Annotated in this window: 14 protein-coding genes; 1 reads left to right on the top strand and 13 read right to left on the bottom strand. The window is 39.9% G+C overall.

The features are described from left to right. Window positions 1-9: 9 nt before the first annotated feature. From AC0L6H_RS04210 to rpmH, 13 genes are all read right to left on the bottom strand, one after another. The gene (locus tag AC0L6H_RS04210) at window positions 10-789 is read right to left on the bottom strand and encodes a ParA family protein (RefSeq protein ID WP_473392794.1); all 780 of its coding nucleotides are present in this window, start codon (window positions 787-789) and stop codon (window positions 10-12) included. Window positions 790-909: 120 nt separating this feature from the next. After that, window positions 910-1,554 (bottom strand): 16S rRNA (guanine(527)-N(7))-methyltransferase RsmG, encoded by a 645-nt coding sequence (gene rsmG / locus AC0L6H_RS04215; RefSeq protein WP_473392796.1) that lies wholly within the window; start codon window positions 1,552-1,554, stop codon window positions 910-912. Between the two features lie 27 nt (window positions 1,555-1,581). Next, on the bottom strand, window positions 1,582-3,483 hold the full coding sequence (gene mnmG, locus AC0L6H_RS04220) for a tRNA uridine-5-carboxymethylaminomethyl(34) synthesis enzyme MnmG (RefSeq protein ID WP_473392797.1): 1,902 nt from the start codon (window positions 3,481-3,483) through the stop codon (window positions 1,582-1,584). Window positions 3,484-4,519: 1,036 nt separating this feature from the next. Beyond that, a complete protein-coding gene (locus AC0L6H_RS04225) occupies window positions 4,520-5,728 on the bottom strand; it encodes a glycoside hydrolase family 88/105 protein (protein WP_473392798.1) in 1,209 nt (402 codons plus the stop codon). A gap of 186 nt (window positions 5,729-5,914) precedes the next feature. Continuing rightward, entirely contained in the window at window positions 5,915-6,796 is an 882-nt protein-coding gene (locus tag AC0L6H_RS04230; RefSeq protein ID WP_473392800.1) for an ATP-binding protein, read from the bottom strand. A gap of 21 nt (window positions 6,797-6,817) precedes the next feature. Beyond that, window positions 6,818-7,465: a DnaT-like ssDNA-binding domain-containing protein gene (locus AC0L6H_RS04235; RefSeq protein WP_473392801.1), complete on the bottom strand. Its 648-nt coding sequence runs from the start codon at window positions 7,463-7,465 to the stop codon at window positions 6,818-6,820. 61 nt (window positions 7,466-7,526) lie between these two features. Next, the gene (gene mioC, locus AC0L6H_RS04240) at window positions 7,527-7,961 is read right to left on the bottom strand and encodes an FMN-binding protein MioC (RefSeq protein WP_473392803.1); all 435 of its coding nucleotides are present in this window, start codon (window positions 7,959-7,961) and stop codon (window positions 7,527-7,529) included. Between the two features lie 46 nt (window positions 7,962-8,007). Continuing rightward, the gene (mnmE, locus tag AC0L6H_RS04245; RefSeq protein ID WP_473392804.1) at window positions 8,008-9,384 is read right to left on the bottom strand and encodes a tRNA uridine-5-carboxymethylaminomethyl(34) synthesis GTPase MnmE; all 1,377 of its coding nucleotides are present in this window, start codon (window positions 9,382-9,384) and stop codon (window positions 8,008-8,010) included. 3 nt (window positions 9,385-9,387) lie between these two features. After that, window positions 9,388-9,870, bottom strand: coding sequence for a YajQ family cyclic di-GMP-binding protein (locus AC0L6H_RS04250; RefSeq protein WP_473392805.1), 483 nt, complete (start codon window positions 9,868-9,870; stop codon window positions 9,388-9,390). Window positions 9,871-10,102: 232 nt separating this feature from the next. Continuing rightward, window positions 10,103-11,791 (bottom strand): membrane protein insertase YidC, encoded by a 1,689-nt coding sequence (yidC, locus tag AC0L6H_RS04255; protein WP_473392807.1) that lies wholly within the window; start codon window positions 11,789-11,791, stop codon window positions 10,103-10,105. A gap of 15 nt (window positions 11,792-11,806) precedes the next feature. Continuing rightward, on the bottom strand, window positions 11,807-12,082 hold the full coding sequence (yidD, locus tag AC0L6H_RS04260) for a membrane protein insertion efficiency factor YidD (protein ID WP_473392808.1): 276 nt from the start codon (window positions 12,080-12,082) through the stop codon (window positions 11,807-11,809). A 20-nt stretch (window positions 12,083-12,102) separates the two neighbouring features. After that, entirely contained in the window at window positions 12,103-12,462 is a 360-nt protein-coding gene (gene rnpA, locus AC0L6H_RS04265) for a ribonuclease P protein component (RefSeq protein ID WP_473392809.1), read from the bottom strand. A gap of 17 nt (window positions 12,463-12,479) precedes the next feature. Next, on the bottom strand, window positions 12,480-12,614 hold the full coding sequence (rpmH, locus tag AC0L6H_RS04270; protein ID WP_473392811.1) for a 50S ribosomal protein L34: 135 nt from the start codon (window positions 12,612-12,614) through the stop codon (window positions 12,480-12,482). Between the two features lie 655 nt (window positions 12,615-13,269). Here rpmH and dnaA point away from each other — a divergent pair. Next, a complete protein-coding gene (gene dnaA, locus AC0L6H_RS04275; protein ID WP_473394462.1) occupies window positions 13,270-14,637 on the top strand; it encodes a chromosomal replication initiator protein DnaA in 1,368 nt (455 codons plus the stop codon). Window positions 14,638-14,641 lie beyond the last annotated feature (4 nt).

Below are 14,641 nucleotides of genomic sequence, written 5' to 3' on the forward strand. Positions count from 1 at the left end.
TTTTGTTGATTATGCGGTTTCTAGTTTGCTGCGTCTGCGTAAAATTTCACCCGCCAGCGCTAAATATGCTTTTGCACCGTTAGATGATTTGTCGTAGTACATCGCAGGCTCACCAAAACTAGGTGCTTCTGCTAACCTTACGTTTCTGGGAATAACTGTGCGATATACTTGTTCACCAAAATAGCGTTTTAATTGTTCTGACACATCATTGGCAAGTCGATTGCGTGGGTCGTACATCGTGCGTAAAACGCCTTCGATTTTCAAATCAGGATTTACTACCGATGCTAATTTTTCAATCGTGTCCATCAATGCGGTTACCCCTTCAAGAGCGTAATATTCACATTGCATAGGAACCAAAACAGAGTCAGACGCAGCTAAAGCATTCACGGTAAGTTGATTTAACGAAGGCGGGCAGTCTATGAAAATAAAGTCATAGTCATCTTTAATGGGTGCAATAGCAGCGCGTAAGCGCGTTTCTCTGGCAAAAACATCCATCAATTTAATTTCGGCAGCGGTAATGTCAGAGTTTCCAGCAATAAGATGAAATTTACCGGTGGTTTCGGTAATAATGACTTCTTTAGCGGGTTTTTCTTCTATCAATAATTCATAACAAGTATTTTCAACGTTGTATTTATCTACGCCACTGCCCATTGTTGCATTGCCTTGGGGATCTAAATCAATCAGCAATACTTTGCGTTTAGTCGCTGCCATTGACGCAGCAACATTTACCGCGGTAGTCGTTTTACCGACTCCACCTTTTTGGTTTGCTATTGAAATGACACGTGCCACTAGTTGAACACCTTCCCTAATTAAACTACCTTAAGTCTACCCTAAAAAAACCGGCGATATTTATTTATAAATCGTTTATTTTATTAGGCAACTAATCCAAAATACTTCCAAAAATATTGACTAGGCATCAGCCATTTTTATTTTTACCAAATGTCTATCACCAGTAAGTGATGGTATCAAAAGTGGGATACTTTGTACTAGTGTAAATTGCGCGGGAATTTCATTTAGTTCTTGCTGATGTAGCTGGCCTTTTAGTGCTAAAAACAAGCCTTCCTTAGCAATCAAATGCTTACACCAATGCAGCATGTCATTCAGCGATGCAAAAGCGCGGCTTAATACACCATCAAAACCATGCGCAGGAATATAATCTTCTACTCGGCTCAACATCGGAGTGACATTTTCTAGTTTGAGTGAATGTATAGCTTGTTTCATGAAAGTCACCCGTTTACCCAAAGAATCAATGAGGGTAAAGGATTTATCAGGGCACATAATAGCCAAAGGGATCCCAGGTAACCCTGGTCCTGTGCCCACGTCGGCAAAGTGCGTGCCCTGCAAATATGGGGTAATCACAATAGAATCAAAAATGTGCTTAACTAGCATTTCACTGGGTAACCTAACCGAACTTAAATTGTAGGCTTTGTTCCATTTATGCAGTAAGAGCACATAATCAATGAGCTGGGTTCGCTGAGTTTGGCTAACGTCAAAATCTAATTGCGGCGCAAGTTCGTCAAACTGCTTGAGCAAACTTTCTTTTAGATCATCCACAAGGCAAAGCTCCTAAAATAATACGTATTAAGCTGATTGTTTGTCTTGTTTGAACAAGATATTGTGCTTTTTCAAATATACCACCAACAGCGACACCGCGGCAGGCGTAATGCCTGAGATTCGCGACGCTTTACCGATCGTTTCTGGCCGTGCATCGGTTAATTTGGCTACGACCTCGTTTGACAAGCCAGATATTTTCGAATAATCGAAGTCAGGTGGTAGTAGCGAATTTTCATGTCGCTGTGATTTTGCTATTTCATCTAATTGACGCGAAATATAGCCCGCATATTTGATTTGTATTTCAACCTGTTCGGCCGCTTTTGGATCTTCAAGTCCAGGTCCAATAGATTCAATTTGCATAAGCGTTTTGTAAGTCATTTCTGGTCTACGAATAAGCTCTTCAAGAGAATGTTCTCTGCTTACCGGATTTTTCAAAATACCATTTAATGCTTCAGCGGCTTGGTGACTAGGATGTATCCAGTTGCTGGCTAAGCGCTGTTTTTCTTGCTCAACAGCTTCCATTTTTGCAGAGAAAGCAGCCCAGCGTTTGTCGCACACTAAGCCGAGTTTTCTACCTTGCTCTGTTAAACGAGCATCGGCATTGTCTTCGCGAAGCAGAAGTCTGTATTCAGCACGACTTGTAAACATTCTGTAGGGTTCTTTTGTGCCCATGGTTGCTAAATCATCAATCAATACACCTACATAGGCTTGATCACGACCTAAAATAAATGGGTCTTTTTCTTGGACTTGCAAAGCAGCGTTTGTACCCGCAATTAAGCCTTGTGCACCGGCTTCTTCGTAGCCTGTGGTACCATTTATTTGGCCAGCGAAAAACAAACCTTGAATAAATTTGGTTTCGAGGGTTTGTTTCAAGTCACGGGGATCGAAAAAATCATATTCAATGGCATAACCAGGACGGATAATGTGCGCGTTCTCAAAGCCTTTAATTGACCTTACCAAATTCATTTGAACGTCAAACGGTAAGCTTGTTGATATACCGTTTGGGTAAACTTCTATGCTGTTTAAGCCTTCTGGTTCAACAAATATTTGATGTGATGTTTTATCTGCAAAACGAACAATTTTATCTTCAATTGATGGGCAATAGCGTGGTCCAATCCCTTCAATATTCCCAGTATACATGGGTGAGCGGTCTAAACCACCGCGGATAATCTCGTGGGTGTTTTCGTTAGTATGAGTGATGTAGCAAGGGATTTGACGAGGATGATCGGCAACTGAACCCATAAACGAAAATGTCGGCAAAGGTGTATCACCAGGCTGTTCTTGCATAACAGAAAAATCTAAAGTTCTAGCATCAAGTCTTGCGGGCGTGCCGGTTTTTAGGCGATCAACGCGAAATGGTAAAGCTCTTAAACGGTCAGCAAGGGCGATAGAGGGTGGGTCGCCAGCACGACCGCCTTTGTAATTTTGCATACCAATGTGAATGGTACCACCTAAAAAAGTGCCAACGGTAATTACCACTGTTTTAGCTTTAAATTTTAAGCCCATTTGGGTAACGACACCACATACGCGGTCATTTTCAACAATCAAATCATCACAAGCTTGCTGAAACAGGGTTAAGTTTTCTTGTTGTTCAAGCATGTTGCGAACGGCAATTCGGTACAGCGTTCGGTCTGCTTGGGCGCGTGTAGCCCTTACTGCTGGTCCTTTAGAACTATTTAAGGTTCGAAATTGTATGCCAGCTTTGTCTATGGCTTTTGCCATAACGCCACCAAGTGCATCAATTTCTTTAACTAAATGTCCTTTTCCTATGCCACCAATGGCTGGGTTACATGACATTTGCCCTAAGGTTTCTATGCTATGAGTGAGTAACAGAGTTTTTGCACCCATGCGTGCAGATGCCATTGCAGCTTCTGTACCTGCATGACCACCACCAACAACAATTACATCAAAGTCTTGCTGATAAAACATGTTAACCCTCAATAAGTTTAAAACGCTAATTTCAAAAAAATGTTATTGAACAAATGTGTCTTTTGTCTACATTGACAAATAGAGCAAGTTCTTCTGCTTAAAACATCCTTTTTGAAAGGGCGCGTATTGTATATGAAGTTTTTGATTTTTGAAATACGATTGTTTAAATATTAAACACTTTATAAATTAGCCCGTTTTATTTTTTTAAAACGCTGAAAAATGAAAAACATCCTCAGTAGTATATATATTCTTTTCTTTAAAGATCTTTATTATTACTATTATTAAGTAAGCACTTTTATGTTGATAAGCGATTTTTTTGTATATAAATCAATAAATTATATCGATGATAGATCTTGTATAGTGAAGATCACAACTATGTATAGCCTGAGGATAACTTACCCACTTATACACAGCCTAAAAAGTGAGCAATTTTATACCTACCTTATTCTCCACTAATTAACATGTTTATACCTGAGTTATCCACATGTCATAAATTTTACGGTATAGCTTGTGAATAAGTTGTGGCTTATTTTTTAATAGCTGCGGTTGATGTCGTAATTATGCAGGTTTTGTGAGTAAGTGAATTGAAATGTAGTGTCCTGTGGAGACTTTCTCTTAATGAATATGAAAATAAATTCGTTGTTTTTATAAATTGAGGTTTTATTGAGCGTATTTTGGTGTAAATAGGTGAAATTACTTGTGAAGAAATATCACTATACCACCGTCATGCTCGCGGAGGCGAGTAACTCCTCCATTAGACGGCAAATTGAAAACATGCTCAGTGGTTAGCTTGTTAGGTTAAGTTGGAGATTACTGCCTTCGCAGTAATGACGAGGATCATTACTACGATGATGTCTACCACCGTCATGCTCGCGCAGGCGAGTACCTCCCACAGTACATAGCAAACTGAAAACAAGCTCTGTGGTTAGCTTGTCAGGTTAAGTGGGAGGTTCCTGCTTTTGCAGGAATGACCTTTCTTCGAGTGATATTGGGATTATGGTGTTGCGGGTAATGGCCTTATATAGGCATGGCAAAATTACTTGATTTTATCTGCCATCTCTAGAATTTCCATGCCGGCTAAAAGGAAGGCGCCCGCGCCATATAGCTGGGTTTCATCTGGTGACACTTTGTCGGGGGCATAACCTACTTGCTGTACGTAGCCTAACATTCCATCTTCTTTTTGGGCTTTAAGTAAAGCATCCCAGCCTTTTTGAATCGTCGGTAAGTAGGTGCTTTCATCAAGTATATCGTTGTTAACACCCCACGCTAAGCCGGCCACGAAAAAGGCAGTACCACTACTTTCGGGTGTTGGATATAAATCACCGGCTGCCAAGGATACTGGCCAATAGCCGCTGTCAGATTGTAGTTTAGCTAGACTTACCGACATACGTTTGAACAAATCGATATAGTAACCACGACGCGGGTCATCTTGTTTTAAGGTGTCGATAATATTTGCCAAGCCAGAATATACCCAGCCATTACCACGACTCCAAAATATTTTAGATCCATCGTCTTCTCTTCTCTCTAAAAAGCGACTGTCTCTAAAGTAGAGGTTATATTCAGGATCTAGCAGGTAATCGGTTACCGCAACATACTCTTGATGCGCGTAGGCGGCGTATTTGTCGTCACCCGTAATATTACTTAAATGAAACCAAACCGGTGGTGACATAAACAAAGCATCAGACCAGCACCATCGTTTTTGGCAGTCATGATCGTAACCTTCGTCTTTAATTTTACCTCTTGGGACAAAATCTAGGTCTGTTTTAGGTTGGTTCGAGAGGATAATGTCAAATTCACTAATCGTTTCATGCAAAATTTCTGGGTTTTTATCTTGCTCATAAAGATATAAATAATATTGCGCAATAACGTGGTCATCAGCATGATATGTTCGGTCACCTATGCGCCAGTTTTGCTCTTCTCCATGCTTACGCAAAAAATCAATGTAGTCTTGATTATTGGTAGCCTGTGCCCATCTCACTAAGCCAAGATAGAAAGCACCCTGGACCCAACCACGTTCTTCTACGGTACGGTGAATAAATGTAGGAATGTAGGACTCAAAATCATCCATTCTTGCCAATTGCCAGTCTGCTGCACTGTCGATGGCGGATTTAATCTTTGCTCGGGATGCTTGAGTTTGTGCAGCAGTTTCGGCCACCGGTGTCTTTGTTGGCAACTCGGGTTCACTCGTGCAAGCACCAACTAACAGTAGGCTAGAAAAACAAAGTGAGTGAAGTATTCTTTTCATGGTGGATAAGCCCTTTTAAACAAATTAAATGTAATATTTCGCATGGGTTACTAATTAGCGTGTTAACTAAGTGTTAACATTTATGTACTACCTGTCTTACCACCTTGCCAAAATTATGCGAGATAATAAAGAAGTTTTTACACTAAATTGATGTAATGGGCTTAAATTTTATAGCGCTAAAGGCGATTAGCGCTTTTTATAAGAAATAGTATTTGGTTGATAGCTTGAAGGCGGTGACGCCGGACCTGAGTTTTGAGGATGGGTATTGTGATTACTTGAAACTATTTGTTGGGTGAGCGGGGCACGTCTACTTGGTCCTTGAAAATGAACCTGATAGGTTTCGTATTCGCGAATAGATTCAAAACAATAACGCCCAATCGCGCTTTCTAAATCTGATAGATGATGATTGGTGATTAATATGCAATTTTTGTTTGCGGCTTTGCGTTGGCGTAATAAATTTCCTAACCAAGACTGTGCATTCTTTTTTAATACTGTTTCATTAACGCACACTTCATCAAGAATAAGTAAATCTACATCTAAAAGCTGTTGATTTACTTCACGATAGCGGTAAGAGGCATTGTCTTGGGACTGGTAATCGTATGAATATAAGCGCATATCAAGCAGAGTTTGTAACTGACGATATAACACGCTGGTCTCAAATTTATTAATTAACTCTTGTGCAATAGCGCCCGCTATATGTGATTTTCCTCTGCCATAATCACCATAAAATATCATCATATGGGCACGGCTTTTACGCCACTTTGGGTCTTTGTGAGCAGCAATAAAAGAGCGCGCAATACTGACCGCTTCAATCACATCTTGTGCGTCTTCTTGTAGGTTTTCGAAGGTCCACTTAGGATTTAACTCAGATCTACCATGAAGCTGTTCAACCCGTTTTTGTTTTGATTCTTGATGTAATTTTTGCAAATCAGCATTTGCCAATATTTCATATTCGCGACGATTTTTTTCGTAGTCAAATTTTGGTATATGAGCATTGCTTTTGGCCGCTTGGCGGTCAAGGCCCATAGCACCTTTTAACTCAGCTACTCGTTGTTCTAAGGTTTTCATAACTACCTCGTGGGTGACCTTTTAAATTTGATCTTTATACTGATTGATAAGCTGTTTTACATTATCGTCAAAAACGATACCTGCACTGGGCGTTACGTATTGGTGGCCAGCTTTGGATTTTTGTTCTGACAATGGTAACCGTTGTCGGCGTTGTTTTAAATGAATAACCAATTTTTGTGTCCATTGATATTCTGTGCACTGGGTATCGATGCGCCCCAACCAGTAAGCAATAAACTCACCTAGTTCATCAGCACTGTATATTTTTTCAATTAAACCAACGAGTTGGCATAAGTCTTCAAATATTGTTTGTACCGGTCGCCAGTCTAGTTTCATTGATTTATGTTGTGAATGAAATTGTGGGTTTTCAAGGGACTGGGGCAATGCCGTAAGCGGTAAGGTCAGTTCTTTATTATGTAAGGATTTTGAAAAATCTGTGTCTTCGCCAAGGTCTATTAATCCCACTTGATGTAATTCTTTAAACAAGGCGCTTATTTGGCGGCCCATGGTTAATACGGGTTTCTTGTTATTAATTAGTTGTAATATTGCTTTATTATTTACCTTGGCCGTTTGCTTGTTGCCTTCTACTTGAGGGCGTAAATAAACGCAATACAAAACCCGAGCTAAGTTGCTCATTGGGGTTTGTAAGGTCTCTAATTCAAGTTCGTTCAAGGGATTATGCTTACTATAATAAAAGTTTTATAAGTTAAGCTTGGTTAAAGTATGCCGCAAGCTAATTGAGTGTATCTATTTTTTCTGATAGCCATTCTACCGCGATATCTTCAGGAATGGGATGATGAAGTACATCTATTTGGAAAACAGGAAATAATACTTTTCCACCCGCCTCTTCAATTGTTGTTTGCATTGTTAATGAGCCTTGGCAAAAAGTATCGTAACTAGAATCGCCAAGGCCTATAACTATAGCACGCAAGCCACTTAGGTCGCTGCTAGCCAAATCTTTCGCGAAGGCTTGAATGTTGTCGGGCAAATCTCCAGCGCCATGGGTCGAGGTGACCACGATTAACAGCTTATTTAGGTCGATGTCTTGAAAATGGGGCGTAAAATGACATTGTGTTTGATGGCCCTTTTCCTTCAACATAGCCTCTACAGCTTCTGCGACATACTCGCTAGCCCCAAGGACTGATCCAACAACTATCTCGATTTCCACATTCTTATCCTTTTATGATGAAGCGATAGCGCTTAAAGCTACTATTTTATTTTCCAATACAAAATGAAGAAAATATTTTTCCTAATAAATCGTCAGAACTAAATTCACCGGTAATTTCATTCAAATACGCTTGGGCTATACGCAGTTCCTCTGCTAATAATTCACCCGCGAAATTCAGTTCTAGCTGATCCTTTCCCGTTTCAATGTGCTGTTGAGCATTTATTAACGCTGTAATGTGCCGCTGCCGGGCAATTACTTGGTCTTCACCTACTTGGTCAAAACCCATACATTCTTTTAGATGCGCACTTAAACTGTCTAAACCGCTTTTGTCTTTGGCTGATAATGAAATAACTGGGTAGGTCCCATCAGTACTAATCCCTGGAGTTTCATTGCTTAAATCACATTTATTGCGAATAACGGTAATCGCTGTGTTTGGTGCTAACTTGGCGTAAAATTCTGGCCAAATATCTTGTGGCTGGGTTTGGCTTTCTTCTTGAGCATCGACCATAAACAAAACACGATCAGCCTGCTCAATTTCTTGCCAAGCCCTTTGAATACCAATTTGTTCAACTTTATCGGCGTTGTCACGCAGGCCCGCGGTATCGATAATATGTAGCGGCATGCCATCTATATGAATATGTTCTTTTAAAACGTCTCGTGTGGTGCCTGCAATATCAGTAACTATTGCACTGTCTTTTCCACTCAAGGCGTTTAATAAACTCGATTTCCCAGCATTGGGTCGCCCAACAATGACTACCCGCATTCCGTCACGCAGTAAAGACCCTTGTTTTGCTTGATGCATAATGCTGTTTAGCAAAGTGACAATGTCTACAAGATTAGATTGCACAATCCCATCAGCCAAAAAATCGATTTCTTCTTCAGGAAAATCTATCGCTGCCTCAACATACATTCTTAAATAAATGACTTTATCTACGAGCGCGTTTATTTGCTTTGAAAACTCACCTTGCATAGAACGCAACGCACTTTTCGCGGCTTGTTGTGATGAAGCATTGATTAAATCTGCGATCGCTTCTGCCTGGGTTAAGTCCATTTTGTCATTCAAAAAGGCTTGTTCACTAAATTCGCCCGGTTTAGCAAGACGAACTAAACCACTTTGCAAGCATGTTTCAATGAGCAGTTGCATGACTACCTGACCACCATGGCCTTGTAGTTCAAGCACATCTTCACCGGTAAAAGAATGCGGACCGACAAAAAATAGCGCGATGCCTTGGTCAATGACGTTTTGCTTATTGTCATAAAACGGTTGATAACTAGCTATGCGCGGTTTCGGGCAGTCTTTGAGTATTAACTTTGCAATCGCTTTCGCATTTGGGCCCGATACGCGCACAATACCAACGCTGCCTCGACCCGGAGCAGTGGCCTGGGCGACAATAGTTTCGCTTGTGACAACGGGCTGAGTCATAGGCTAATCTCTAAAATTATTGAATTGAAGAGGTTGACCAAAATCTTCAGAACGGAGCAAGGCCATCACACTTTGCAAATCATCACGCTTTTTGCCGGTAACGCGCAGTTGCTCACCTTGAATCGCGGTCTGAACTTTGAGTTTTTTGTCTTTAATCACTTTGACTATTTTTTTAGCCAAGGGCTGGTCTATTCCTTGTTTAAAGCTAATCGTTTGTTTAAAGGTTTTGCCTGTATGATCAATTTTTTGTGCTTCTAGCGCTGACGTATCTACACCGCGTTTTGAACATGCATCTCGCAACATGGATTGCATTTGTTGAAGTTGAAATTCAGCTTCTGCTTTCATGACAACAGTTTCTTCTACGTATTCAAAACTAGCATCAACTCCCTTGAAATCGAAGCGTGTTGAAACATCGCGGTTGGCGTTGTCTACAGCATTTTTGGTTTCTACTTTATCTAGTTCAGACACTACATCAAAAGAGGGCATAGGGTTCTCCGTTTGTGGGCTTGTATTTTTAGGCTATTACACCAGTGGTGGTGCAATTTTTTCTTTTTTCAAGGTTATGCAGATAGTTTAGTGAAACATTGCAGCGAATAATAGCAATTGTCTCCCACCGTATCCAACGTTGATAAAACCTTAGGCAAAAAAAAGATCTGTTAACCAGATCTTTTTTACGAACTTTCAGTGCTAAGTCAATTAAGACATCAGTCTCTACTATTTATTTCGCCTTCAAACCACGTTTTTCCATCGAAGCATAAATAATCTTAGCTTGTACCAAAGTCACTAAGTTACTGATTAACCAGTACAATACCAAACCAGCAGGGAAGAAGAAGAAGAATACGCTCATGGCTACTGGCATATAAGTCATCAGTTTTTGCTGAAGTGGATCTTGTATTGTCATGGGCTGCAATTTTTGTAGTAAAAACATACTTGCGCCCGTTAGTATCGGTAATACAAAGAAAGGATCTGGTACCGATAAGTCGGTAATCCAAAGTGCAAAGCTCGCGTGTCTAAGTTCAACACTTTCGAGCAGTACCCAATATAAAGCTAAGAAAATAGGCATTTGCAGTAACAGCGGGAAACAACCGCCCATTGGGTTTACCTTTTCTTTCTTGTACATTTCCATCATGGCTTGTGACATTTTTTGACGGTCGTCGCCAAAACGGTCTTTCAATTGCGTGAGTTTTGGCTGTAAGGCACGCATTTTAGCCATTGATTCGTATTGTTTCTTGGTCAACCAGAACATTGCACCTTTTACAATTAAGGTTATTAAAATAATTGCTACACCCCAGTTCATCACAAAACTATGTAACCATTGCAGTAAATGGAATAAGGGTTGTGATAACCACCATAAAGGTCCGTAGTCTACAGTCAGATCAAGACCTCTAGCCACGCCAGAAAGTGTCTCTTGGTCTTTTGGTCCTAAATAAAGCTTACCCGTAAAAGTAGCTTGTTGATTAGGTGCAACGGCCTGTGGTTTACCGGTAACACTAATAATCGCTGTGTTAGCACTGGTGCGAGCGGTAATGGTATTCTTATCTTCTTGTGGTGGTACCCATGCGGCTACAAAATAATGCTCAATCATAGCTACCCAACCGGCTTCGGTTTCCGTTTTTGGGAAGCCATCTTCAATATCACCAAAAGATAATTTTTCGTAACGGTCGTCTAAAGTAGAGTAAGCAGCGCCCCTGAAAGTGGGCATGAACATGCTGCCGTCACCAACATCGTTAGTGGTCTGTTCTAAGCGAGCTAGAAAAGCAAAGTTAACCGGAGCGTTGGTGTTATTTGTTACGTCATAGCTCACATCAATTAAATGGCTGTCACGGGTGAAGGTAAAAGTTTTAGTAACCGCAATACCGTCTTGTGAACGCCATGTGAGTGGAATCGAGAGAGTATCTCCGTTTAGCGTATACTCATTCGATTGGCTAGTGTAGAGCGCGCGATCATTGGTATTTTTTTCAGCGCCAATTAAGAAACTCTGTGCAATGTGCTTAACGTCGGTTTGTGGTTTCAATAGTGGATACGAATCATCTGAACCCAGAGTAACTGGGAATTTTATAAGATTGGCCTCAATGACGTCACCACCGTTTAGATCTATTTTTATATCTAAAGTATCGGTTGTAACGCTTATAATACGATTACTATTTCTGGCGGCAACAAGATTAGAAGAAAGTCCATCACTAGTATCAATACTGAATTCTTCTACTTCACCTGTTGGGCTTGCAGTAGAAAGCTGCTCTGAATCTAAATAGCCGCCTAAGTCGTCACCTTGGTTTGTTTGAACCTGAGATTGATCAGTAGCATTTGTTTCATAAGTGGCGGGTGCATTAGCTTGTTGATAGTTAGTCCATAAAAGGAAACTAACTAACAATAAACCAATAATTATTATACTTCTTTGGGATTCCATATCAGTCTCAGTTAATTAATGTTGATTCTTTATAGTGTTGTTATGGTCACTATTTATTACAGTTTTAGTATTTTTATTTGCACTTGGTACATTATCTATGCCGCCAGGATGCAAAGGTTGACACTTTACAATACGTTTTACAGCTAACCAACTTCCTTTAAATGCACCATGTTCTTTTAAGGCTTGATGCGCATAACAGGAGCATGTTGGGTGGAAGCGACAATTTTGCCCTAACAGGGGTGATATAAATAATTGATAAAACTTCACAATGGCCAATAATGGTAGGGCCATTAAAGAAGATCCACTAGATATTATTCGCATCGTTTACTTATTCTCCGCCATAATTTTTCTAAGTGGATAAAAAGCTCGGTGTTATCAAGGTCGTTTATACCATGCTTGCCAATAACGATAATATCAATATTTGGTAGTTTGTGCGCTGTTAAGCGAAAACTTTCACGAATACAACGTTTGATGCGGTTTCGGTTAACGGCTAGCTTGACTTTCTTTTTGGGTATAGTAACACCTAAACGCGGATGACCGAGTTCGTTATGGCGAGCAAGTAGGGTGATAGTAGGGGTAACTGCTGGGATTGCTTTTTCGAATACAGTAGAGAAGTGGCGAGGAGTCAAGAGCCTTGACTCCCTCGGATAGCTAAAGTCGTTCGCTTCCATGGTTTATGACAACCATTTTACGCTGATAAACTTTTTCTACCTTTCGCTCTACGTCTAGCAAGTACTGCGCGACCGTTTTTAGTAGCCATGCGTGCACGGAAACCGTGAGAGCGCTTGCGCTTTAAATTACTTGGTTGAAAAGTTCTTTTCATGACCTGATTCTCGTTTAGTTACTGTTACCTTGGTTGGCTTATTTACATTAAGCAATTTGCTTGAGTAAAAAGACGACCGCATTTATTGGACGCGGAATAATAGAGATCAAGTCACCTAAAGTCAAGGTAAAGATTGGCTTTAAGCAAAGAAAAAGAAGTGTTTTTAAGGCGATAAATTGTTTCATATGAAACAATTTATCGCCTTGCTTACTAGCTGAGTTTTAATGTCAATTTTTACTTTAAAAATAGCTTAGTTGTTTGCGTCTTTTGAGTTTAGTTTTAATAGTTTTTATGGCTGAATGAGTTGACAAAAAAGTTAAAATACTTATCCACAGGTAAATTTAAAAAAAGGATTAAATTGCGTAAATAATCACTAATCAAGCTGAAAACACATGAATGCGAAGCTATAAATTCGATACTAAAACTTAAAAGTGTTTAAAAACAAAGAGATATGCTGATTTTGTGTATATATGCGTCATATAGGGCAAAGTAAGGGCAGTTTTTGTGGATAACATAGCTATTTTATCATATAGTTATCAACCCGCTATTTATCAAAGCGGTTCAAAAACTGCTTAGAAAGGAACGACGTTTGGCTATTAACTGGAGCGATTGTTTAAATACAATAAAACACGAATTAGAAGCAGAGCAATTTAACATGTGGCTAAAACCACTTGGTTCTTACTTCGACGGCGAAACGCTTCATTTATATGCAGCCAATAAATTTGTTTTGGGTTGGGTGCGAGATGAATATTTTATTTTAATCACCAAAACGCTCAAGCAACTTTATGGAGCCGATGCACCTCTTTTGTCTATCAGCGATTCAAAACCGCCTGTTGCGCAAAACGAACAGGTAACGATTGAAGATACGCCTGAAAAAACTAAAAGCTCGAAAAAAGAAAAATTAGCTCCACCTAAGTTGATTATTAGCGACAATATAAATTCTTCCAATAAAGAACTTATGTCGTTTAACCAAAGTTTACCTGTTCCCAACTTAGAAAATCACAATAGTAACGTAAACCCCAAATATACTTTTGATAACTTCGTAGAAGGTAAATCAAACCAATTAGCACGGGCGGCTGCGACGCAAGTAGCGCAAAACCCTGGGGTAACATATAACCCCTTGTTCTTGTATGGTGGCACGGGCTTAGGTAAGACCCACCTTATTCATGCAATAGGAAACGGCATCATAGAAAGCAATCCCAATGCGAAAATTGTTTATATGCAATCTGAACGTTTCGTACAAGATATGGTGAAAGCCCTACAAAATAACGCGATTGAAGATTTTAAACGCTTTTATAGGTCGGTTGATGCACTCTTAATTGATGATATTCAGTTGTTTGCAAACAAAGAACGTTCACAAGAAGAGTTTTTTCATACCTTTAACGCGCTGTTAGAAGGCAATCAGCAGATCATTCTAACTTCTGACCGCTATCCAAAAGAGATTGACGGTGTTGAAGATCGTTTGAAATCTCGTTTTGGTTGGGGGCTTACGGTTATAATTGAGCCTCCTGAACTTGAAACGCGAGTTGCAATTCTGCTTTCTAAAGCAAAGCAAAATAGAATTGACCTGCCTCATGAAGTAGCTTTTTTTATGGCTAAAAAGTTGCGCTCTAATGTACGTGAATTAGAAGGTGCATTAAATCGCGTTATCGCGAACGCGAATTTTACTGGAAAGCCTATTACGATAGATTTTGCGAAAGACGCGTTACGAGATTTACTTGCCTTGCAAGATAAGTTAGTTACTATTGATAATATAATTAAAACGGTAGCTGACTATTACAAGATAAAAGTAGCTGATTTTTTATCTAAGCGCAGAACCCGAAGTGTTGCTCGTCCTAGACAAATGGCAATGGCGCTTGCGAAAGAATTGACTAATAATAGTTATCCAGAAATAGGTAACTCATTCGGTGGTAGAGATCATACTACCGTTATTCATGCAGTAAGAAAAATTAAAGAGTTACGTAGCGAAGACCATGATATTATGGAAGATTATACGAATTTAATTCGCACATTATCGTCTTAGTCAC

This window comes from Glaciecola sp. G7-5, assembly GCF_055808975.1.

What these genes read in the sequence shown, in the direction of transcription:
- AC0L6H_RS04230 (WP_473392800.1), bottom strand. Translation starts at nt 6,796, where the DNA reads ATGAAAACCTTAGAACAACGAGTAGCTGAGTTAAAAGGTGCTATGGGC.
- rpmH (WP_473392811.1), bottom strand. Translation starts at nt 12,614, where the DNA reads ATGAAAAGAACTTTTCAACCAAGTAATTTAAAGCGCAAGCGCTCTCAC.
- yidD (WP_473392808.1), bottom strand. Translation starts at nt 12,082, where the DNA reads ATGGCCCTACCATTATTGGCCATTGTGAAGTTTTATCAATTATTTATA.
- AC0L6H_RS04250 (WP_473392805.1), bottom strand. Translation starts at nt 9,870, where the DNA reads ATGCCCTCTTTTGATGTAGTGTCTGAACTAGATAAAGTAGAAACCAAA.
- dnaA (WP_473394462.1), top strand. Translation starts at nt 13,270, where the DNA reads ATGTGGCTAAAACCACTTGGTTCTTACTTCGACGGCGAAACGCTTCAT.
- mnmG (WP_473392797.1), bottom strand. Translation starts at nt 3,483, where the DNA reads ATGTTTTATCAGCAAGACTTTGATGTAATTGTTGTTGGTGGTGGTCAT.
- rnpA (WP_473392809.1), bottom strand. Translation starts at nt 12,462, where the DNA reads ATGGAAGCGAACGACTTTAGCTATCCGAGGGAGTCAAGGCTCTTGACT.
- yidC (WP_473392807.1), bottom strand. Translation starts at nt 11,791, where the DNA reads ATGGAATCCCAAAGAAGTATAATAATTATTGGTTTATTGTTAGTTAGT.
- mnmE (WP_473392804.1), bottom strand. Translation starts at nt 9,384, where the DNA reads ATGACTCAGCCCGTTGTCACAAGCGAAACTATTGTCGCCCAGGCCACT.
- AC0L6H_RS04225 (WP_473392798.1), bottom strand. Translation starts at nt 5,728, where the DNA reads ATGAAAAGAATACTTCACTCACTTTGTTTTTCTAGCCTACTGTTAGTT.